This is a genomic window from Ancylobacter sp. G4_0304, from assembly GCF_047501495.1.
In the GTDB taxonomy this organism is placed as follows: domain Bacteria; phylum Pseudomonadota; class Alphaproteobacteria; order Rhizobiales; family Xanthobacteraceae; genus Ancylobacter.
Genome location: NZ_JAZDRM010000019.1, coordinates 1 through 19,695, shown reverse-complemented (window position 1 = coordinate 19,695; position 19,695 = coordinate 1). Strand labels below are relative to the sequence as shown.

Annotated in this window: 17 protein-coding genes; 10 read left to right on the top strand and 7 right to left on the bottom strand. The window is 69.0% G+C overall.

Annotation, left to right across the window (positions count from 1 at the left end; translation table 11 throughout):
* Positions 1 to 42: 42 nt before the first annotated feature.
* The 3 genes from infB to truB all read left to right on the top strand — a co-directional run bounded on the left by infB (position 43) and on the right by truB (position 4,361).
* Positions 43 to 2,820, top strand: coding sequence for a translation initiation factor IF-2 (infB, locus tag VRZ77_RS12320; protein WP_414592952.1), 2,778 nt, complete (start codon positions 43 to 45; stop codon positions 2,818 to 2,820).
* 129 nt (positions 2,821 to 2,949) lie between these two features.
* A complete protein-coding gene (rbfA, locus tag VRZ77_RS12315; RefSeq protein WP_414592951.1) occupies positions 2,950 to 3,366 on the top strand; it encodes a 30S ribosome-binding factor RbfA in 417 nt (138 codons plus the stop codon).
* Positions 3,363 to 4,361 carry a tRNA pseudouridine(55) synthase TruB gene (gene truB, locus VRZ77_RS12310; RefSeq protein WP_414592950.1) on the top strand — a complete coding sequence of 333 codons (999 nt, stop codon included), beginning with the start codon at positions 3,363 to 3,365 and terminating at the stop codon, positions 4,359 to 4,361. The genes rbfA and truB overlap by 4 nt, the downstream gene beginning before the upstream one ends.
* 129 nt (positions 4,362 to 4,490) lie before the next feature.
* Here the strand turns inward: truB and VRZ77_RS12305 are convergent, their stop codons facing one another.
* Positions 4,491 to 4,895 carry a winged helix-turn-helix transcriptional regulator gene (locus tag VRZ77_RS12305; protein WP_414592949.1) on the bottom strand — a complete coding sequence of 135 codons (405 nt, stop codon included), beginning with the start codon at positions 4,893 to 4,895 and terminating at the stop codon, positions 4,491 to 4,493.
* Between the two features lie 77 nt (positions 4,896 to 4,972).
* Between VRZ77_RS12305 and VRZ77_RS12300 the strand changes: the two genes are divergently transcribed.
* The 5 genes from VRZ77_RS12300 (at position 4,973) to VRZ77_RS12280 (ending at position 9,680) form a co-directional block, all read left to right on the top strand.
* On the top strand, positions 4,973 to 5,299 hold the full coding sequence (locus tag VRZ77_RS12300) for a nuclear transport factor 2 family protein (protein ID WP_414592948.1): 327 nt from the start codon (positions 4,973 to 4,975) through the stop codon (positions 5,297 to 5,299).
* Positions 5,296 to 6,081 carry an SDR family oxidoreductase gene (locus VRZ77_RS12295; protein ID WP_414592947.1) on the top strand — a complete coding sequence of 262 codons (786 nt, stop codon included), beginning with the start codon at positions 5,296 to 5,298 and terminating at the stop codon, positions 6,079 to 6,081. The genes VRZ77_RS12300 and VRZ77_RS12295 overlap by 4 nt, the downstream gene beginning before the upstream one ends.
* A gap of 227 nt (positions 6,082 to 6,308) precedes the next feature.
* Positions 6,309 to 6,578: a 30S ribosomal protein S15 gene (gene rpsO, locus VRZ77_RS12290; protein ID WP_241619614.1), complete on the top strand. Its 270-nt coding sequence runs from the start codon at positions 6,309 to 6,311 to the stop codon at positions 6,576 to 6,578.
* Positions 6,579 to 6,804: 226 nt separating this feature from the next.
* Positions 6,805 to 8,955 (top strand): polyribonucleotide nucleotidyltransferase, encoded by a 2,151-nt coding sequence (pnp, locus tag VRZ77_RS12285; protein WP_414592946.1) that lies wholly within the window; start codon positions 6,805 to 6,807, stop codon positions 8,953 to 8,955.
* Positions 8,956 to 9,089: 134 nt separating this feature from the next.
* The gene (locus VRZ77_RS12280; protein ID WP_414592945.1) at positions 9,090 to 9,680 is read left to right on the top strand and encodes a histidine phosphatase family protein; all 591 of its coding nucleotides are present in this window, start codon (positions 9,090 to 9,092) and stop codon (positions 9,678 to 9,680) included.
* A gap of 6 nt (positions 9,681 to 9,686) precedes the next feature.
* Here VRZ77_RS12280 and VRZ77_RS12275 read toward each other — a convergent pair whose 3' ends face one another.
* The 5 genes from VRZ77_RS12275 to VRZ77_RS12255 form a co-directional block, all read right to left on the bottom strand.
* Positions 9,687 to 10,676, bottom strand: coding sequence for an asparaginase (locus VRZ77_RS12275; RefSeq protein ID WP_414592944.1), 990 nt, complete (start codon positions 10,674 to 10,676; stop codon positions 9,687 to 9,689).
* A gap of 162 nt (positions 10,677 to 10,838) precedes the next feature.
* Positions 10,839 to 12,158, bottom strand: a complete 1,320-nt coding sequence (gene glcF, locus VRZ77_RS12270) for a glycolate oxidase subunit GlcF (RefSeq protein WP_414592943.1) — start codon at positions 12,156 to 12,158, stop codon at positions 10,839 to 10,841.
* Between the two features lie 6 nt (positions 12,159 to 12,164).
* Positions 12,165 to 13,376, bottom strand: a complete 1,212-nt coding sequence (gene glcE, locus VRZ77_RS12265) for a glycolate oxidase subunit GlcE (RefSeq protein ID WP_414592942.1) — start codon at positions 13,374 to 13,376, stop codon at positions 12,165 to 12,167.
* Positions 13,377 to 13,386: 10 nt separating this feature from the next.
* Entirely contained in the window at positions 13,387 to 14,802 is a 1,416-nt protein-coding gene (locus VRZ77_RS12260; RefSeq protein ID WP_414592941.1) for an 8-oxoguanine deaminase, read from the bottom strand.
* A gap of 175 nt (positions 14,803 to 14,977) precedes the next feature.
* Positions 14,978 to 16,474 carry an FAD-linked oxidase C-terminal domain-containing protein gene (locus tag VRZ77_RS12255; protein ID WP_414592940.1) on the bottom strand — a complete coding sequence of 499 codons (1,497 nt, stop codon included), beginning with the start codon at positions 16,472 to 16,474 and terminating at the stop codon, positions 14,978 to 14,980.
* 267 nt (positions 16,475 to 16,741) lie between these two features.
* Here VRZ77_RS12255 and VRZ77_RS12250 point away from each other — a divergent pair, with 267 nt between their 5' ends.
* Positions 16,742 to 17,140, top strand: a complete 399-nt coding sequence (locus VRZ77_RS12250; RefSeq protein WP_414592939.1) for a hypothetical protein — start codon at positions 16,742 to 16,744, stop codon at positions 17,138 to 17,140.
* Positions 17,141 to 17,224: 84 nt separating this feature from the next.
* On the opposite strand, the gene VRZ77_RS12245 is transcribed toward VRZ77_RS12250, so the two are convergent.
* Positions 17,225 to 18,007 (bottom strand): hypothetical protein, encoded by a 783-nt coding sequence (locus VRZ77_RS12245; RefSeq protein WP_414592938.1) that lies wholly within the window; start codon positions 18,005 to 18,007, stop codon positions 17,225 to 17,227.
* A gap of 266 nt (positions 18,008 to 18,273) precedes the next feature.
* Between VRZ77_RS12245 and VRZ77_RS12240 the strand changes: the two genes are divergently transcribed.
* Positions 18,274 to 19,578 carry a DUF3422 family protein gene (locus VRZ77_RS12240; protein ID WP_414593010.1) on the top strand — a complete coding sequence of 435 codons (1,305 nt, stop codon included), beginning with the start codon at positions 18,274 to 18,276 and terminating at the stop codon, positions 19,576 to 19,578.
* The last annotated feature ends 117 nt before the right edge of the window (positions 19,579 to 19,695 follow it).

Sequence of the window (19,695 nt, the reverse complement as noted above, 5' to 3'; positions counted from 1 at the left end):
CATCCCCGCGCAGGGCGAGGATGTCGAGGAAACGGAAACCGAATGACCGATACGAAGAACCCCGGCGAGAAGACGATGGGCGTTGGCCAAGGGAGCAAGACCCTGACGCTCAAGAGGCCTGTCGAGCAGGGCGTCGTCCGTCAGAGCTTCAGCCATGGCCGCTCCAAGGCCGTGGTGGTGGAGAAGGTGAAGCGCCGTGTGCTCGGCCCGGGTGACAAGCCCGAGGCGCCGGCTGCCGCTCCCTCAAGCGCGCCCGCCGCGCCGCCGGTTTCCGCACAGCCCGCCGCTCCCGCCCGGCCTGCCGCTGGCCCGTCCGGTGCGCCCGCGCGTCCGGCGCAGCAGCCGCAGCGTGCCCCGCTGCAGAGCCGCACCCAGCCCGCGCCCGGCGCGAACATTTCCGGGCCGCGGCCCGCTCCCCAGGGCTCGCGCCCGGGCGGCGTCGTGCTGCGCTCGCTGACCGAGGAAGAGGCCCGCGCCCGCGCCGCCGCCTTGCAGGACGCCCGCGTCCGCGAGGTCGAGGAACGCCGCATCGCCGAGGAAGAGGCCCGCCGCCGCGTCGAGCGCGAGGCGCGCGAGAAGGCCGAGCGCGAGGCCGCCGAGGCCCGCAAGCGCGAGGAAGATGCGCGCCGCGCCTTCGAGGAGGAGGCCAAGCGCAAGTCCGAGCAGGAAGCCCGCAAGCGCTTCGGCGAGGACAGTGCGTCGTCCGCGCCGGCTCCGACTGCCGCAGCTCCGGCGGCCTCGGCCCCGCGTGCGCCGCAGGCCGCCGCGCCTGCCGCGCCGGGTGCCCCGCGCGTCGCGACCCCGCGCAGCCCGTCCGCCATGGAAGCCGAGGATGACGAGCGTCGTCCGGTTCGTCGTGGTCCCGGCGGCGCGCCCGCGCGTCCCGTTCCGCCGCCGCAGAAGCCGACCCGCCCCGCCGGCCCGGACAAGAGCCGCGGCCGTCTGACGGTCGTCACCGCCCTTTCGAGCGAGGACGAGCGCCAGCGCTCGGTCGCCTCCTTCCGCCGCCGCACCCAGCGCATGAGCGGCCACCGCCAGGTGGAAGCCAAGGAGAAGATCGCCCGCGAGGTGACGATTCCCGAGACCATCTCGATCCAGGAACTCGCCAACCGCATGGCCGAGCGCGCGGTCGACGTGATCCGCCTGCTGATGAAGCAGGGCCAGATGGTCAAGATCACCGACGTGATCGACGCCGACACCGCGCAGCTCATCGCCGAGGAACTCGGCCATTCCGTGCGTCGCGTCGCCGAATCCGACGTCGAGGAAGGCCTGTTCGACACGCCGGACACCGAGGACGAGCTGGTCTCGCGCCCGCCCGTCGTCACGATCATGGGCCATGTCGATCACGGCAAGACCTCGCTGCTCGACGCCCTGCGCTCGGCCAATGTCGTCTCCGGCGAGGCCGGCGGTATCACCCAGCATATCGGTGCCTATCAGGTCGTCTCGCCGCTCGGTGGCAAGATCACCTTCATCGACACGCCCGGCCATGCGGCGTTCACCGCCATGCGCGCCCGCGGCGCCAAGGTGACGGACATCGTGGTGCTGGTGGTCGCGGCCGATGACGGCGTGATGCCCCAGACGGTGGAAGCCATCAATCACGCGCGCGCCGCCAAGGTGCCGCTGATCGTGGCGATCAACAAGATCGACAAGCCGGACGCCAAGCCCGAGCGCGTGCGCAGCGAACTGCTGCAGTACGAGGTTCAGGTCGAAAGCCTGGGTGGCGACACGCTGGAAGTCGAAGTCTCCGCCAAAGCTCACACCAATCTCGACAAGCTGCTGGAACTCATCAGCCTGCAGGCCGAACTGCTCGACCTCAAGGCGAACCCGGTGCGCGATGCCGAGGGCACCGTGATCGAAGCCAAGCTCGACCGCGGCCGTGGTCCGGTCGCAACCGTGCTGGTTCAGCGCGGCACGCTCAAGGTCAGCGACATCGTGGTCGCCGGCGCCGAATGGGGCCGCGTGCGCGCCCTTATTTCGGACAAGGGCACCCAGCTCGGCGAGGCCGGCCCGTCCATGCCGGTCGAGGTGCTCGGCTTCAACGGCACGCCGGAGGCGGGCGACCGTCTCGCCGTGGTGGAAAGCGAAGCCCGTGCCCGGGAGATCACCGACTATCGCCAGCACCAGAAGCGCGAGAAGGCGGCGGCGCGTTCCGCCACCGTCCGCGGCTCGCTGGAGCAGATGATGAGCCAGGCGAAGACGGCGGGCCGCAAGGAATTCCCGCTGATCATCAAGGGCGACGTGTCCGGCTCGGTGGAAGCGATCATCACCTCGCTGGAGAAGCTCGGCACCGACGAGGTGCAGGCCCGCATCATCCATTCCGGCGCGGGCGGCGTGAACGAGAGCGACGTGACGCTGGCGGAGACCGCGGGCGCCGCGATCATCGCCTTCAACGTGCGCGCCAACAAGGAAGCCCGCGAGGCGGCCGAGCGTGCCGGCATCGAAATCCGCTACTACAACATCATCTACGACCTGGTGGATGACGTGAAGGCGGCGATGGGCGGCCTGCTGGCGCCGATCAACCGCGAGACCATGCTCGGCAACGCGCTGATCCTCGAGATCTTCAACGTCTCGAAGGTCGGCAAGGTCGCTGGCTGCCGCGTCACCGACGGCACCGTCGAGCGCGGCCAGCATGTCCGCCTGATTCGCGACAACGTGGTGATCCACGAAGGCAAGCTCTCCACGCTGAACCGCTTCAAGGATGCCGTGAACGTGGTGCACGCGGGCCAGGAGTGCGGCATGTCCTTCGAGAACTACCAGGACATGCGCGCGGGCGACATCATCGAGTGCTACCGCGTCGAGGTGGTGCAGCGTACGCTGTGACGAATCCGGGGGGCCCGACACGGCGCCCCGGCATTTTCCGCGGGGATCGGCGGTCCGAATCCGCCTGTCCCGGTCGAAGCCGGCCCGTAACCCCGTTTCGGGGCGGGCCCTGAAGGTTTGTGAACGATCATGAAGAACAAGACCGGCTCGGGTTCCGGCCCGAGCCAGCGCCAGTTGCGCGTGGGCGAACTGGTGCGCCATGCGCTCTCCGACATCCTCTCGCGCGGCGATCTTCCCGATCCCGCGCTGGCGCGCGTGCTGATCACCGTGCCCGAGGTGCGAATGAGCCCCGACCTCAAGATCGCCACCTGTTACGTCATGCCGCTCGGCGGTAAGGGCGAGAAGGAGGCGATCGCCGCGTTGGCCGCCAACGCCAAGCCGCTGCGCGGGGAAATCTCCCGCCGCGTTGAGCTGAAATACACGCCGGAGCTGCGGTTCCGGCTCGATACTTCCTTTGAGGAAGGCGCGCGGATCGACGCGCTTCTGCGCTCGCCCGACGTGCAGCGCGACCTCGGCACCAACGAGACCGACGGAGACGACGAATGAACGCCCCGGTGAATGCGCCGCTTGCCGCCGAGGCGCTCGACGAGGCCGCCCTGCCCGCGAAGGACGCCCCCGCGCGCAAGCGCCGCCCCAAGCGCGACATCGACGGCTGGGTGCTGCTCGACAAGCCGGTCGGCATGACCTCGACCCAGGCGGTCGGCGCGGTGAAATGGCTGTTCTCGGCCAAGAAGGCCGGTCATGCCGGCACGCTCGACCCGCTCGCCTCCGGCTGCCTGCCGATCGCGCTGGGCGAGGCCACCAAGACCGTGCCGTTCGTCATGGACGGGCGGAAGATCTACCGCTTCACCGTGCGCTGGGGCATCGAGACCGACACCGACGACAGCGAGGGCCAGGCGGTCGCGACCTCCGAGGTTCGCCCCAGCCGTGCAGCAATCCTCGACGCGCTGGAAAGCTTCCGCGGCGAAATCCAGCAGGTGCCGCCGGCCTATTCGGCGCTGAAGATCAATGGTGAGCGCGCCTATGACCTCGCGCGTGACGGCGTGGTGGTCGAACTCGCCGCGCGCACCGTGGTGATCCATCGCATCGAGCTGATCGACGAGCCGGATGCCGACCACGCCGTGTTCGAGGCCGAATGCGGCAAGGGCACCTATGTGCGCTCGATCGCCCGCGACATCGGCCGCCTGCTCGGAACGCGCGGCCACATCGCCGCGCTGCGCCGTACCTGTGTCGGCACCTTCCTCGAAGCCGATCTCGTTCCGCTGGCGCGGCTGCGCGAGATTTCCGAGGCGATGGACGATGCCGCGCCGATGGAAGCGCTGCGGCCGGTCGATGTCGGTCTCGACACGCTGCCCGCGCTGCGGGTGTCGACGGCGGATGCCGCGCGGCTCGCCCATGGCCAGAGCATCATCCTGCGCGGGCGCGACGCGCCGATCCTCGAAGGTCCGGTCGCCATCCATGCCGGCGGCCGCCTGATTGCGCTCGGCGAGGCGGAAGGCGGCGAAATCCACCCGCGCCGGATTTTCCACTCGGGTAAGTGACCGACCTCGACTAACGGGAGGAGCGGTCGTGTCAAAGACGGCGCCCTCTCAGGCCTGCCGCCCTTCTCCGTCATCGAACGGGGAGAGGGAAGGAGAACAACACAAGGACCGATGACCGTGCGCGGCGGGTCACTCCCGTGTCCCGTCCGGGCGTGAGCCTGCCCATCTCAGCAGCGCATCCAGCGCCGGGCACAGCGCCTGCCCCCAGTCGGTGAGCGCGTATTCCACCTTGGGCGGCACCTGATGGTGCACGATGCGCCGCACGATGCCATCTTGCTCCATCTGGCGGAGCTGCTGGATCAGCATCTTCTGTGAAATGGCGGGGATCGCCCGCTCCAGCTCCGAGAAGCGCAGCACCCGTCCGCCGAACAGGTGGAACAGGATCACCAGCTTCCAGCGTCCTTCCAGCAGCTTCAGACCTGCCTCGACGCCGGCAGCCGCGCTTTCGCGCGTGTGGGCATGAGGGTTGTGGCCGGGCGGGGTCTCGGGCTTACCAGCGGGTAAGTAACCGACTTTTTCGTGCGTACTTGTCATTTGGCAAGTCTCCGGCACATCTTCCGCTCGCGCAACCCGGCCGAGGGGATGCGCTGTTTCAACCGGAGGCTCCCGCCATGAACGCTGCCCTTCCCGCGCCGGTCCTTGCCTATTTCCGCGCCGACGCGCAAGGCCCCGAGGCGGTGGCGCGCTGCTTCACGCCACAGGGCGAAGTGCGCGACGAGGGCCATCGTCATGTCGGCCACGACGCGATCCGCCAATGGAAAGAGGCGGCGTCGACCCGCTACAACTACACGTCCGAACCGGTGAGCTGGCGCGAGCAGGAGGGCTGCGTCATCGTCACCGCCCGCGTCGCGGGCGACTTCCCCGGCAGCCCGGTCGAGCTGACCTACCGCTTCGTACTGACCGGAGAGGCCCTCGCCGCGCTGGAGATCGTGCCATGACGTTCGATCTGGAGCTGCAAGGCCGCCGCACGCTGGTCACCGCGGGCACCAAGGGCATCGGCGCCGCCGTGGTACGAGCGCTGCGGGAGGCCGGGGCCATGGTGGCGGCCACCGCGCGCCATGTGCCGGAGGAGCCGACGGCCGAGGGCGTGCATCACATCGCCGCCGACCTCGCCACGGCCGAGGGCTGCGCCGCCGCCGTGCGGGAGGTCAACGGACGGTTCGGCGGCGTCGACATATTGGTCAACGTGCTGGGCGGCTCCTCCGCTCCGGCCGGCGGCGTCGCCGCGCTGACCGACGAAAACTGGTTCGCCGAGCTGAACCTCAATCTGATGCCTGCGGTTCGGCTCGACCGCGCGCTGCTGCCCGGCATGCTGGCACAGGGCGGCGGGGTGATCGTCCACGTCACCTCGATCCAGCGCCGGCTGCCGCTGCCGGAATCCACCACCGCCTATGCCGCCGCGAAGGCCGCGCTCGCGATCTACAGCAAAAGCCTGTCCAAAGAGGTGGCGGGCAAGGGCGTGCGCGTGGTGCAGGTTGCGCCGGGATGGGTGGAGACCGAGGCGGCGATGGCGCTGGCCGAGCGGCTGGCGGCCGAAGCCGGCACCGACTATGACGGCGGCAAGGCGATCATCATGCGCGCGCTCGGCGGCATTCCGCTCGGGCGGCCGGCGCGCCCGCGCGAGGTCGCCGATCTCATCGCCTTCCTGGTCTCGCCGCGCGCGAGCGCGATCACCGGCGCCGAATATGTCATCGACGGCGGCACCGTGCCGACGGCGTGAACCCCGCGCGGTTGCTCACATCGCGCTAGCCACGGTGGCGTTTTCGTGTATGGTGCCGGCGCGTTGCGGACATGTGTCCGCGCGATCCGCCATGCTTCGACCGTGCTGGACGACATCCCGGCCCGGCCGAACGGCGGACAAGGCGGCGACAGGCGTTTCATCGTCAAGATGATCAATGCCGAAGCGCGCCGCCGCTTCTATCGTCATGACAATCGAAAGGAAGACCGATGTCGATCACTGCGGAGCGCAAGCAGGCGCTCATCACCGAATACGCCACCAAGCCGGGCGATACCGGCTCGGCGGAAGTGCAGGTCGCGATCCTCACCGAGCGCATCGTGAACCTCACCGAGCACTTCAAGAGCCACGCCAAGGACAACCATTCCCGTCGCGGCCTGCTCAAGCTCGTTTCCGCCCGCCGCGGCCTTCTCGACTATCTCAAGAAGACCGAGGAAGGCCGCTACAAGGCCCTGATCCAGCGGCTGGGCATCCGCCGCTGAGTTTCGCGGGCGGGTCCGGCGTCGTGCCGGGCCCGCCCGTTTCTGCTTCGCCGCCACCGGATGATCCGGCGGGGCGAAATGATACGAGTGGCGGGCATGGGGCTCGCCGCGTCCGATGAGAAGCGGCGGCCATGGCAGGATCGCCGGAGGCTCGCGCCCTCAACCCCTTTAGCGAGCCTCTCGCCGTCTTGCCCATGGCCTTCGTTTCGGAAAGCCAGAGACAGACATGTTCGATATTCACCGCGAGGAACTCGATTGGGGTGGGCGCACGCTCGTCCTCGAGACCGGCCGCATGGCGCGCCAGGCTGATGGCGCCGTGCTCGCGACCTATGGCGACACCACCGTGCTCGCCACCGCCGTCTCCGCCAAGGCGCCCAAGCCCGGCCAGGACTTCTTCCCGCTGACCGTCAACTACCAGGAAAAGGCCTATGCCGCGGGCCGCATTCCCGGTGGCTATTTCAAGCGCGAAGGCCGCCCGAGCGAGAAGGAGACGCTGGTCTCCCGCCTGATCGACCGCCCGATCCGCCCGCTGTTCGCGGAAGGCTACAAGAACGACACTCAGGTCGTCGTCACCGTGCTGTCGCACGATCTCGAGAACGATCCCGACGTGGTGGCCATGGTCGCCGCCTCGGCCGCGCTCACCTTGTCGGGCGTGCCGTTCATGGGCCCGATCGGCGGCGCCCGCGTCGGCTTCATCGACAATGAGTACGTGCTGAACCCGACCGTCGACGAGGTTAAGGAATCCGCGCTCGACCTCGTGGTCGCCGGCACCGCCGACGCCGTGCTGATGGTGGAATCCGAAGCCAAGGAACTGCCCGAGGAAGTGATGCTCGGCGCCGTGATGTTCGGCCACCGCCACTTCCAGCCGGTGATCGAGGCGATCATCCGCCTCGCCGAGAAGGCCGCCAAGGAGCCGCGCGACTTCAGTGCGCCGGATCATTCCGCGCTGGAAACCGAGCTGCGCGGCCTGATCGAGGCCGAGCTGCGCGCCGCTTACAAGATCGCCCGCAAGCAGGACCGCTACGACGCGGTCGGCGCTGCCAAGTCGAAGGCCAAGGCGCATTACGCCGCCCTTGCCGCCGAAGGCAAGGACGTGCCGGACGCGCAGGTCCTCGGCGAAGTGCTCAAGGAGCTTGAAGCCAAGATCGTGCGCTGGACCATCCTCGATGAGGGGGTTCGCATCGACGGCCGCGACACCCGGACCGTCCGTCCGATCGTCTCCGAGGTCGGCGTGCTGCCGCGCGCCCACGGCTCCTCGCTGTTCACCCGCGGCGAGACGCAGGCCCTCGTGGTCGCGACGCTCGGTACCGGCGAGGACGAGCAGTTCATCGACAGCCTGGAAGGCACCTACAAGGAGCGCTTCCTGCTGCACTACAACTTCCCGCCCTTCTCGGTCGGCGAGACCGGCCGCATGGGTTCGCCCGGCCGCCGCGAAATCGGCCATGGCAAGCTCGCCTGGCGCGCCATCCGTCCGATCCTGCCGCCCGCGCACGAGTTCCCCTACACGCTGCGCGCCGTCTCGGAGATCCTGGAGTCGAACGGCTCCTCCTCCATGGCGACCGTCTGCGGCACCTCGCTGGCGCTGATGGATGCCGGCGTGCCGCTGCGCCGTCCGGTGGCGGGCATCGCGATGGGCCTCATCCTTGAGGGTGAAAAGTTCGCCGTGCTCTCCGACATCCTCGGCGACGAGGATCACCTCGGCGACATGGACTTCAAGGTGGCCGGCACCGACAAGGGCGTCACCGCTCTTCAGATGGACATCAAGATCGCGGGCATCACCGAGGAGATCATGAAGGTCGCCCTCGCCCAGGCGAAGGATGGCCGCGCCCACATTCTCGGCGAGATGAGCAAGGCGCTGACCGGCGCCCGCTCCGAGCTCGGCGAGCATGCTCCGCGCATCGAGGTGATCCAGATCCCGGTCGACAAGATCCGCGAAGTGATCGGCTCGGGCGGCAAGGTGATCCGCGAGATCGTCGAGAAGACCGGTGCCAAGATCAACATCGAGGACGACGGCACCGTGAAGGTGGCCTCGGCCTCGGGCGAATCGATCAAGGCCGCGCTGAACTGGATCAAGTCGATCGCTTCCGAGCCGGAAGTCGGCCAGATCTATGAAGGCACCGTGGTCAAGGTCGTCGATTTCGGCGCCTTCGTGAACTTCTTCGGCGCCAAGGACGGCCTCGTGCACGTCTCGCAGCTCGCCAAGGAACGCGTCGCCAAGCCGTCCGACGTCGTCAAGGAAGGCGACAAGGTCAAGGTCAAGCTGCTCGGCTTCGACGAGCGCGGCAAGACCCGCCTCTCCATGAAGGTGGTCGACCAGGCCACCGGCGAGGACCTCGAAGCCAAGAAGGGCGAAGAGGCGGAAGCCGGCGCCGAGTGATCGGCCTGACATCTCACCTATCCAGCGGGGCGCCCTTGTGGCGCCCCGTTTTGTTTGCCCGGTGCTTTCTGGCGGAATCGCTCTAGAATCCCGGGCCGCCCGGACTGTTCCGGGCCTTGCGAGGTCTTCCTGCGATGCCGACGCCGCTCCGCCTCTACCTCATCCGCCATGGCGAGACCGAATGGTCGCTCTCCGGCCAGCACACCGGGCACACCGACATCGCGCTGACCGCGCGCGGCGAGGAGGAGGCGCGCCGGCTGGTCGCCCCGCTTTCCGCCATCACCTTCGACCGGGTGCTGTGCAGCCCGCGCATCCGCGCGCGGCGTACCGCGGAACTCGCCGGAATCGCCCTGCCCATCGAGACCGAGCCGGATCTGGCGGAATGGGACTATGGCGCTTTCGAGGGCCGGCGCTCGGTCGACATCCGCAAGGAATGGCCGTCCTGGGAAATCTTCCGAGACGGCTGCCCGGACGGCGAATCGGTCGCCGACATGACCGCGCGCTGCGACCGGCTGATCGCGAAGCTGAGCGGCTTGAGCGGGACCGTCGCGCTGTTCTCGCACGGCCATCTCGGGCGCAGCCTCGTCACGCGCTGGATCGGGCTTGAACTGATCGAGGCGCAGCATTTCATGCTCGGCACCGCGACCTACAGCATTCTCGGCTTCGACCCGAGCCACCCCGGGACCCGCGTGATCTCAAGCTGGAACGTCGCGCCGGCGCCGTGAGCGGCGTCAGCCGAACGCCTTGAAGGCGCGGGCGATCGTCTCGCGGTCCAGCCGCGCGGCCAGTGCCAGCGTGAGCAGCAGCCGCGCCTTGACCGGCGAGAGAAAGCCCGCGGGCATCACGCCGCGTCCCACCAGATCGATCTCAGAGCCGGCATAGCCATAGGTGTTGGTGAAGACCGGCCCGGATAGGGTACGGGTGGCGAGCGCCACCGGCAGGGTGGCGGCGACCTCGCCGACCAGATCGGCCATGCCCGCCGGCACATGACCGGCGCCCATTCCCTCGATCACCACGCCGGAAAAGCCGAGCTGCGGCACGGCGCGCAGCAGACGGCCGTCATCGCCCATGGCGATCTTGACCAGCGCCACCGCCGGCAATGCGCCGTCGATGGCGTCGAGCGCGGGCAGATCGAGCGGGGCAACGCGGGAGAAAAGACGGACCCGGCCCTCGGCCACCAGTCCGAGCGGGCCGCCATTGTCGGAGACGAAGGCCGAGGTGAGGGCGGTGTGACCCTTGCGCACGAAGCGGGCGGCGTGGATCTCGTCATTGAGCACGGCGAGCGCGCCGAGCCCGCGTGCTTCGGGCGAGGCCGCGACCTGGGCGGCCGCCAGCAGATTGGCGGGGCCTTCCGCGCCGGGCGATTGCGGGCCGCGCATGGCCCCGGTCACCACCACCGGCCGGTCGCCGGGCAGCAGCAGATCGAGCGCGAAGGCGGTCTCCTCGATCGTATCGGTCCCCTGGATGACCACAGCGCCATCGATGCCCTCGGCGAAGGCCGCGCGAATCTCGGCGGCCACCGCCACGACATGGTCGAGGGCGAGCGAGGGGCTTGGCAGGCGCAGCGGCGAGCGCGCCTCGATCCGCGCCACCGCGCCGAGGCCGGGCACGGCGGCGATCAGATCCTCCGCGCCAAGCGTCGGCGCGATGCCGCCGCCGGCATTGGCGGTCATGGTGATGGTGCCGCCGAGCGACAGCATGAGAAGGCGGGGCAGTGGCATGACGCGAATCCTGACGACGGGCGCGTCGAGGATAGCCCCCGGCGCAGGACGGCGTCACCCGGCAATGGCCGTGTCGGCGTGGCGTCGGACCTCAGCGGCGCGTCGAAGACCCTTACCGCAACGCGGAGAGGCAGCGGATGTCGTTCGCTTCCGGCCGGCGGCTCACGCGGCGGCGTTCAGTTCGCCGAGATGGTCGGGCTTCGGGCCGCCGGTCGCCCAGTCCAGCAGCTCGACCGTGTGCACGGTCGGGATCGCCGTACCGCCGCCGATCTGTGTCAGGCAGCCAATATTGCCGGCGGCGATGATCTGCGGATCGGTGCGCTCGATATTGGCGACCTTGCGGGCGCGCAGCCGCCCGGCGATCTCCGGCTGCAGGATGTTGTAGGTGCCGGCCGAGCCGCAGCACAGATGCCCTTCCGCCGGCTCCAGGACCGTGAAGCCCGCGCGCTGCAAGAGCGTCTTCGGTGCGGTCTTGATCTTCTGCCCGTGCTGGAGCGAGCACGCCGAGTGATAGGCGACGCGGGTGCCGGCATCGATCACCGGAACCGGCAGCTCGCGCTCTACCAGGAACTCGCTGATGTCCTTGGCCAGCGCCGAGACCTTGGCCGCGCGCTCGGCATAGGCCGGCTCCAGCCGCAGCATGTGGCCGTAATCCTTGATCGTGGTGCCGCAGCCCGAGGTGGTGATGATGATGGCGTCGAGCCCCTCGCCCTCGATCTCGCGCCACCAGGCGTCGACATTGGCGCGGGCATTGGCGAGCGCGGGCCCGTCCTTGCCCATGTGATGGGTCAGCGAACCGCAGCAGCCGCCGCCCTTGGGCCGCACCACCTCGACGCCCATGCGGGTCATGAGGCGGATAGCCGCCTCATCGATCTCCGGGCGCAGCACCGGCTGGGCGCAGCCGTCGAGCAGCGCGACGCGCGCGCGGCGCGGGCCGGCGGCCGGGAAGTGCCGCTCGCCCTCGCTGGCCGAGCGCGAAGCCGGACGTGCCGGGGCGAGCTTCAGCATCGCCGCCACCGGGGCGAGGCCGGGGATTGCGCCGATGAGGCCGGCGAAGGGCCGCGCGACCATGGCGCCGGCGATGGCAAGGCGGAAGCGGCCGCGATGCGGCAGCACCTGCGCCAGCAGGGCGCGCATCATCCGATCCATGAACGGGCGCCGGTAGGTCTCCTCGATATGCGCGCGGGCATGGTCGACGAGGTGCATGTAATGCACGCCCGAGGGGCAGGTGGTCATGCAGGACAGGCAGGACAGGCAGCGGTCGACATGCTTGGCGACCTCGGCCGTCGCCGGCCGGCCGTTCTCCAGCATGTCCTTGATCAAGTAGATGCGCCCGCGCGGCGAATCCAGCTCGTCGCCGAGCAGCGTATAGGTCGGGCAGGTCGCGGTGCAGAAGCCGCAATGGACGCACGCGCGAAGAACCTGCTCAGACCGGGCCACATGCGGATCGGCGAGCTGCGCCAGGGAGAAGTTGGTCTGCATGGCGCCTCACACTCCCGCATACATGCGGCCGGGGTTCAGCACCCGGCTCGGGTCGAAACTGTTCTTCATCCGCGTCACCAGCGCGCCGGTCACTGCGTCGAGAGGCTCGAACACGTCGAGCGCGGCGCGCGCGGCGTCAGAGGCGCGGATCAGCGTGGCGTGGCCGCCGAGCGGGCCCAGAACCGTGCGCAGCGCCTCGGCGCGGGGTTCGCCATCCGGCAGCTCGATCCAGACCAGCCCGCCGGTCCAGTCGTAGAAGCAAGCGGCGCCGAGCGCGCGCATGGCGGCGCCGAGTTTGGGGGCGGCCATCGGGGCGGTGGAGACGCGCCACAGCGCACGGCCGATGTCGCGGGTGAAGGGCAGCGCGTCGCGCACCGCTTCCCACAGAGCGGTGGAGTTTTCCGCGGTGAGGAAGCCCAGCGTGCCGCGCGCGCCGAGCATCTCCTCCAGCTTGGCGCGGCGATGGACGATGGAGGGCAGCACACCTTCGAGCCGCAGGCAGGTGACGGAGGTGCCGGCCTCGGCCACGGCGGGTATCATCGCCGCGATCTCGGCCGGCAGGTGGGCGGCGCCGGAGACGTCGTAATAGGAGCCGACCGCCGCGCTCATGGCGCTGGCGCCGGCCGCTTCGTCGAGGCCGAGGATCAGCAGCGTCTCCTGCGTCTCCGGGCGGGGAAGTACCTTGATGGTCAACTCGGTGAAGGCCGCGAGCGTGCCATAGGAGCCGGCAAGGCCGCGCGGCAGGTCGTAGCCGGTGACGTTTTTCACCACCCGCCCGCCGGCCTTGAACGCCTCGCCGCGCCCCGAGACGGCGCGCAGGCCCAGCGCATGATCCCGCGCCGCACCGGCGCTCGGCCGGCGCGGGCCGGCGAGGTTGGTTGCCAGCATGCCGCCCAGCGTGCCGCCACCGGCAGGCGTGCCGAAGATCGGGCCGTAATCCATCGGCTCGAAGGCCAGCATCTGCTTGGAGCTGGCGACCAGCTCGCGGATCTCGCGGAGCGGCGTGCCGGCGCGGGCGCTGAGCACAAGCTCCTCGGGCTCATAGAGCGTGACGCCGGTGAGCGACGACAGGTCCAGCGTGGCATCGGTCTGGATATGCCGGCCGAGACGGCGCTTGGAACCGGAGCCGGCCACGTCGAGCGTGCGGCCTTCCGATATCGCCCAGCGCACGGTCTCGACGACTTCGGCCTCGTCTCTAGGGCACAGACGGTCGCTCATGGTCTCAGCTTCACTCCGATAGGGCGGCCAGCCGCGCGGCGTGCCGGTTGTGCTCGGCGACGATGGCGGGCAGGTCGATGGTGGTGATGGCGCCATTGGCCACGACCGGATGGCCGTTCACCACGGTCCAGTTGGCGCGGGCCGGGGCGCAGAACACGCTCGCGGCGACGGGATCGGAAAGGCCGCCGGCAAAGCCGACATCGTCGAGCTTCACCGCGAAGAAGTCCGCGCACATGCCGGGGGCCAGTGCACCGATATCCGAGCGGCCGAGCACGCTGGCACCGCCCAGCGTGCCGAGCTCCAGCGCCTGGCGGGCGGTCATCCATTCGGCATCGCGCGAGGGGTCGGAGGTGGAGAGTTCGGTGTCCGGGCCTTCCGGCGGGCGAAGCGAAATCTGGAGCCGCGCCAGCAGCATGGCCTGGCGCACCTCGCCGAGCATGTGGTTGCCGTCGTTCGAGGCCGAGCCGTCGACGCCGAGGCCGACCTTCACCCCGGCGCGGCGATATTTCATCACCGGCGCGATGCCCGAAGCGAGCCGCATGTTCGAGGACGGGCAATGGCAGACGCCGACCCCGGAGCCGGCAAAGCAGCCGATCTCATGGTCGTTCACATGCACCGCATGGGCGAACCACACATCGTCGCCGAGCCAGCCCAGCTCGTCCATGTAAGCGACCGGGCGCTTCCCGAAACGCTCAAGCGTGTAGCGCTCCTCATCCACGGTCTCGGCGAGATGGGTGTGCAGCTTCACCTTGTGCCGGCGGGCGATCGCCGCGCTCTCGCGCATCAGCTCGGCCGAAACCGAGAAGGGCGAGCACGGCGCCAGCGCGATCTGCAGCATCGAGCCGGGGTTCGGGTCGTGATAGGCGCCGATCACCCGCTCGGAGTCAGCGAGGATGTCGTCCTCCTGCTCGACGCAAGAATCCGGCGGCAGGCCACCGCGCGACTGGCCGAGCGACATGGAGCCGCGCGAGACCATGAAACGCATGCCGATCTCGCGCGCGGCCCCGATCTGGTCGTCGACCTTGCAGCCATTGCGGAACACATAGGCGTGGTCGAACGCCGTGGTGCAGCCCGAGAGGGCAAGTTCTGCAAGACCTACCAGCGTCGCGGTGCGCGAGGCTTCCGGCGTGCGCGCGGCCCAGATCAGGTAATGCGCGCGCAGCCAGCGGAACAGGTTGGTGTTCTGCGCCGCCGGCAGGTTGCGGGTCAGCGTCTGGTCGAGATGGTGATGGCAGTTCACCAGCCCGGGCATCACCACATGGCCGGAAAGGTCGATCACCGTGTCGGCGGTCGCCGGCAGGGTCTCGCTGGGGCCGACGGCCTCGATGCGCCCGTCGCGGGCGAACAGTCCGCCGCCGGGAATCTCCCGGCGCGCGCCGTCCATGGTGACGAGTACGGTGGCATTGCGTGCGAGCAAGGTGGTCATGAGCGGGCCGCCATCAGGGCTGGAGCGGGGAGAGGGAGCCGACGCCTCCCGCCCCGGCTCCCGGCGAGGCCGGAAGCCTTGAGAGTACAGCGCCCGCGCGCATTGGCGAGCGCCTTGCGCGTTGTCGCATTACCCATCGTCATGTCTGCTGCGCCCGCCATCCGTGCCGCCCGGCTCAGAACCGCGGAATGTCCGGGAACGGCAGCTTGCCTCCGCTCACATGCATCTTGCCGAGTTCGGCGCAGCGGTGGAGCTGGGGGAACACCTTGCCGGGATTGAGCAGCGAATCCGGGTCGAAGGCGCATTTGAGGCGCTGCTGATGGGCGAGGTCGATCTCGTTGAACATTGAACCCATCAGGTCGCGTTTTTCGACGCCGACGCCGTGCTCGCCGGTGAGCACGCCGCCGACTTCCACGCAGAGCAGCAGGATGTCGGCGCCGAACGCCTCGGCCTTTTCCAGCTCGCCGGGCTTGTTGGCGTCGTAGCAGATCAGCGGATGCAGATTTCCGTCACCGGCGTGGAAGACGTTGCCGCATTTGAGGCCGTATTTCGCGGACATCTCCTCCATGCGGGTCAGCACCAGCGGCAGCGCCTTGCGGGGGATGGTGCCGTCCATGCACAGATAGTCCGGCGAGATGCGGCCCACGGCCGGGAATGCCGCCTTGCGTCCGGCCCAGAACCCCATGCGCTCCTCCTCGCTGGTGGAGGCGCGCAGCGTCATGCAGCCAAGGCCGTCGGCGATCTTCGCCACCTGGTCGATGAGGTGGTTGACCTCCGCTTCCGGCCCGTCCAACTCGACGATGAGCAGGGCTTCGACGTCGAGCGGGTAGCCGACGCCGAGAAAGGCCTCGGCGGCGTGGACCATCATCTTGTCCATCATCTCCATCCCGCCCGGAATGATCCCGGCGGCGATGATGGCGGCGACGCAGGCGCCCGCCGCTTCGGAGGAGGGGAAGCCCACCAGCACCGCGCGCGCGGTTTCCGGCTTCTTCAGGATGCGCACCGTGACCTCGGTGACGACGCCGAGCAGCCCTTCCGAACCGACGATCAGGCCGAGCAGGTCGAGCCCGCCGGAATCGAGGTGCTGCCCGCCGATGCGCACGATCTCGCCGGTGATCAGCACCATCTCGACGCCCATCACATTATTGGTGGTGAGGCCGTACTTCAGGCAGTGCACGCCGCCGGAATTCTCCGCGACATTGCCGCCGATGGTGCAGGCGATCTGCGAGGACGGGTCGGGCGCGTAGTAGAAGCCGTTATGCACCACCGCATTGGTGATGCCGAGATTGGTGACGCCAGGCTGGGCGGTGACGGTGCGGTTCTCGAAATCGATGTCGAGGATGCGGTTGAACTTGCCCATGCCGAGCAGGATGCCGTCGGCCAGCGGCAGCGCGCCGCCCGACAGCGAGGTGCCCGCGCCGCGCGGCACCACCGGAATGCCGTTGGCGTGGGCATAGGCGAGAACCTTCGAGACCTGTTCCGTGGTCGAGGGCAGCACCACCGCGAGGGGAAGCTGGCGATAGGCGGTCACGCCGTCGCTCTCATAGGGCCGCATCTCGTTGACCGCGTCGATTACGCCCTCGCCGGGCACGATGGCGCGCAGATCGGCGATGATCTCGGCCCGCCGGGCCAGCACGTCGGCCTTGAGCTCCGGCATCACGAGCGCGGACATGGCGTTCTCCCTGTCGTCGTTCCGGCCTGAACGACCGTTTCGATCCATTCTAGGGAAAAGCCTTTACGCGCGATATGGTAAAAAAACTAGACCATCGATGCATGGAACGGGCGCGGCCCGCGAGACCCTTGCGCCGGATCAAGGCGGCGGGCACCTTCGGGACGGCAAGAATGCTGCCGACAAGGCCGGAACACCACCGGTCGCAGGGCGCCGATGCGCCGGCTGATTCCGCCGGCGGCGGGCCCTCCTTGGTCCAGGGAGACAGGCATGACCGACAATACCGCACCCGCTCTCAGCCGCATCCGGCTGCATCTGGCGCGTTCCAAGGATTTTCCCGAGGGCAGCGCTCGCCACGGCTACGAATTCGTGGCTCCACTGGATGAGAGCGGCCATATCGACCTGGACGCCTGGCGCGCGGTGCGCGCGGCCTGCACGGTGGAGCGGTTCTGGGGCAACGACGCGCCCGAGCAGGGCCGGCTGGTGCACCGCGCCGGCGGCGTGAACGGCGCGAGCTGGGTATTCGACTATGAAGAGGGCGACACCGAGGACGACGAGACCGGCTATCGCTTCGCCGACCATGCCTTCGTGCCCGGCGAATATGTGTCGCTGCGCGATGAAGATGGCGACATGCACACCTTCCAGGTGTTCACCGTCACGCCAGCCTGAGCCATGTAAGCGTGCTTGAAAGGCAAAAGCCGCTCTCCCCGGTCAGGGAGAGCGGCTTTTGCATTTGAGGTCGGCCGGTCTGCCTCAGTTGACGGTGCCAGCGGGAGCCGCGGCGGTTTCCGTCGGAGCCGGCGCGGGCGACACGGCGGCGGCGGGAGCCGGGGTGGCGGCAGGCGCCGGAGGCACCGTGGCAGCGGGGGTAGCGGCAGGGGTGATGGCAGGCGCGGTCGGCGTCGCCACCGGGGGCGGGGCGGCCGGCCGCGGCTTGCGCACCGGACGGACCGGCTGCTTCACCATGGCGATGACCTTGGCATGCAGCGAGGCCACCTTGTCGATGTTGAAATGGCCGATGGTGTCGGAGGAGGTGAGGTCGACATTCTCGACCCGCGGGCCGGAGACCGCCTTCCCCGCGCCGCCCGGCTTGTAATAGTTCACCACACGGCCTATCCGCGCCGAGGCGATGGTCGGGGTGACGGGATCGAAGGTCACGACCAGCGGGACCGGCACGCCGGCGGCGCCGACCTTGTTGCCCATATAAACCGCCGCATCGGCGCCCAGCGAATGGCCGATGATGATGACCGGCTGCGGCCGGCGCTTGGTGCCGTTCGCCTGCGCCTGCTCGACCGCGTAATCGGCCAGCACCTGCCAGTCGGAATAGGAGTGGACGCTCGCCTTGATGCCCTGCTGGTTCATCTTCGCGGCGAGGTCATCCATGCCGAGCGAGAAGATGTTGGCGAGGCCGCGCAGCAGATAGACACGCGGCTGTGGCTGCGTGCTCTTCGACTGGGCAGAGGCACTCGGCACAGCAAGGGCGAGGGCGAAAACGGAGAGAACAACAAGGCACAACGCCCGCGCGAATCTGGTCATGTCGCCAATCCCGAAAAACCCACCTGTCTTCATGCATCTGCCCTGTTGATCATGGCAAACGAATTTTGAATCACTTCGGACTTGTCGCGCGGCTGATGCCAATTGGCCACAGCTCGCGACCCGGGACGGGGGTTGCCACCCCGCCACCGCTCATGCAACCGATTGGCCGGTGGATGGTTCCCCCGTCCCGACCGGCGGCTGGCGTGCCGCGAGAGCTGTGATCAGGAGGCAACATCGTGTCGTCCAGCGAGACCGCCCCACCCTCGATGCTGGCCCTTGGATTCACCGATCATCCGCTGCGCGCGCCGGTGCTGGCGGAGCTTCACGCCCGGCCCTTCGTCTCGGTCTCGACCCCCGCGCGCATCCTGCACGTCGCCTTCCTGGTGGACCGTGACGCCGCCCGCGCCGACCGCTCCGCCTTCGCCGCGTTCTGCGCCGCGCGCGGCCATGCCGGGCCAGCGGCGGACGCCAAGCATCATCGCGTGACGTTCGGCGGGGCGGTGCTGCGCTGGGAAAGCCACGCGGAATTCACCACCTATACCTGGGAGCTGCCGGCCGAGGACCTGATGGAGGGCGGCCTGCCGTTTCAGCCCTCCTCGGCGAGTTTCGCCGCCACGCTCTCGCAGATGCCGCAGCCCGGTCCGCTGCTGGTGGCGGCTGACCTGCACCTCGTCACCGACACCGCCGACGCGCTGCCGCTCGACCGATTGTTCGACCGCGCCAGCCTTGCGCGCTCGGATGTCGAGGACGGCTTCGCCGAGATCGCTACCGATTTCCAGCCCGACCCGTCCGGCTTCGTGCGTATTCTGGTGCGTGACCGCGGCATGACCGACGACGCGGCCGGCGCGCTGGTGCAGCGTGTGCTGGAGATCGAGACCTATCGGACGCTGGCGCTGCTCGGCCTGCCGGAGGCGCAGCGCCTCGCGCCCAAGGTCGCCCATATCGAGGCGCGGCTCGGGGCGCTCACCGAGGAGATGAAGAACACCGAGGGGCTGGCGGCCAACAACAAGCTGCTGGATGAACTGACCACGCTCGCCGCCGAGCTGGAGGCGGATGCGGCGGCCTCGCTGTTCCGCTTCGGCGCCAGCCGGGCCTATGAGGAGATCGTCGGTCTGCGCCTGCGCACTATCGCGGAGCGGCCGGTCTCCGGCTTTCCGACCTGGGCGCAGTTCCTCGCCCGGCGCATGCAGCCGGCGATGCGCACCTGCCAGGCGATCGAGCAGCGCCAGGCCAATCTCTCCCTGAAGCTCACCAGCGCCGCCAACCTGCTGCGTACCCGCGTCGATGTCGAGCTGGAGCAGCAGAACCGCGACCTGCTGCGTTCGATGAACGAGCGCACCCGCATGCAGCTGCGCCTGCAGCAGACAGTCGAAGGGCTGTCGGTGGCGGCGATCTCCTATTACGTGATCAGCCTGTTGCACTATGTGCTGGAGGGCCTGCACCACAAGGCGCAGACCATGGGCCTCGACTATGATGTCGGGGTCGCAACGGCGCTCGGCGTGCCGCTGGTGGTGCTGTCGATCTGGGCCGTGGTCCGGCGCATCCGCAAGGGCCATTTCGACGAGGCGTGAGCGCTCACGCCTCGTCCTTCTCACCTGCTTATTGCGAGAAGCCGCCGGTCGAGGGCGCGGGCGTGCCGATCCACTGGTTCTGCGCCGGGGCCTGGGCGGGCGCTGCCGGGGCGGGCT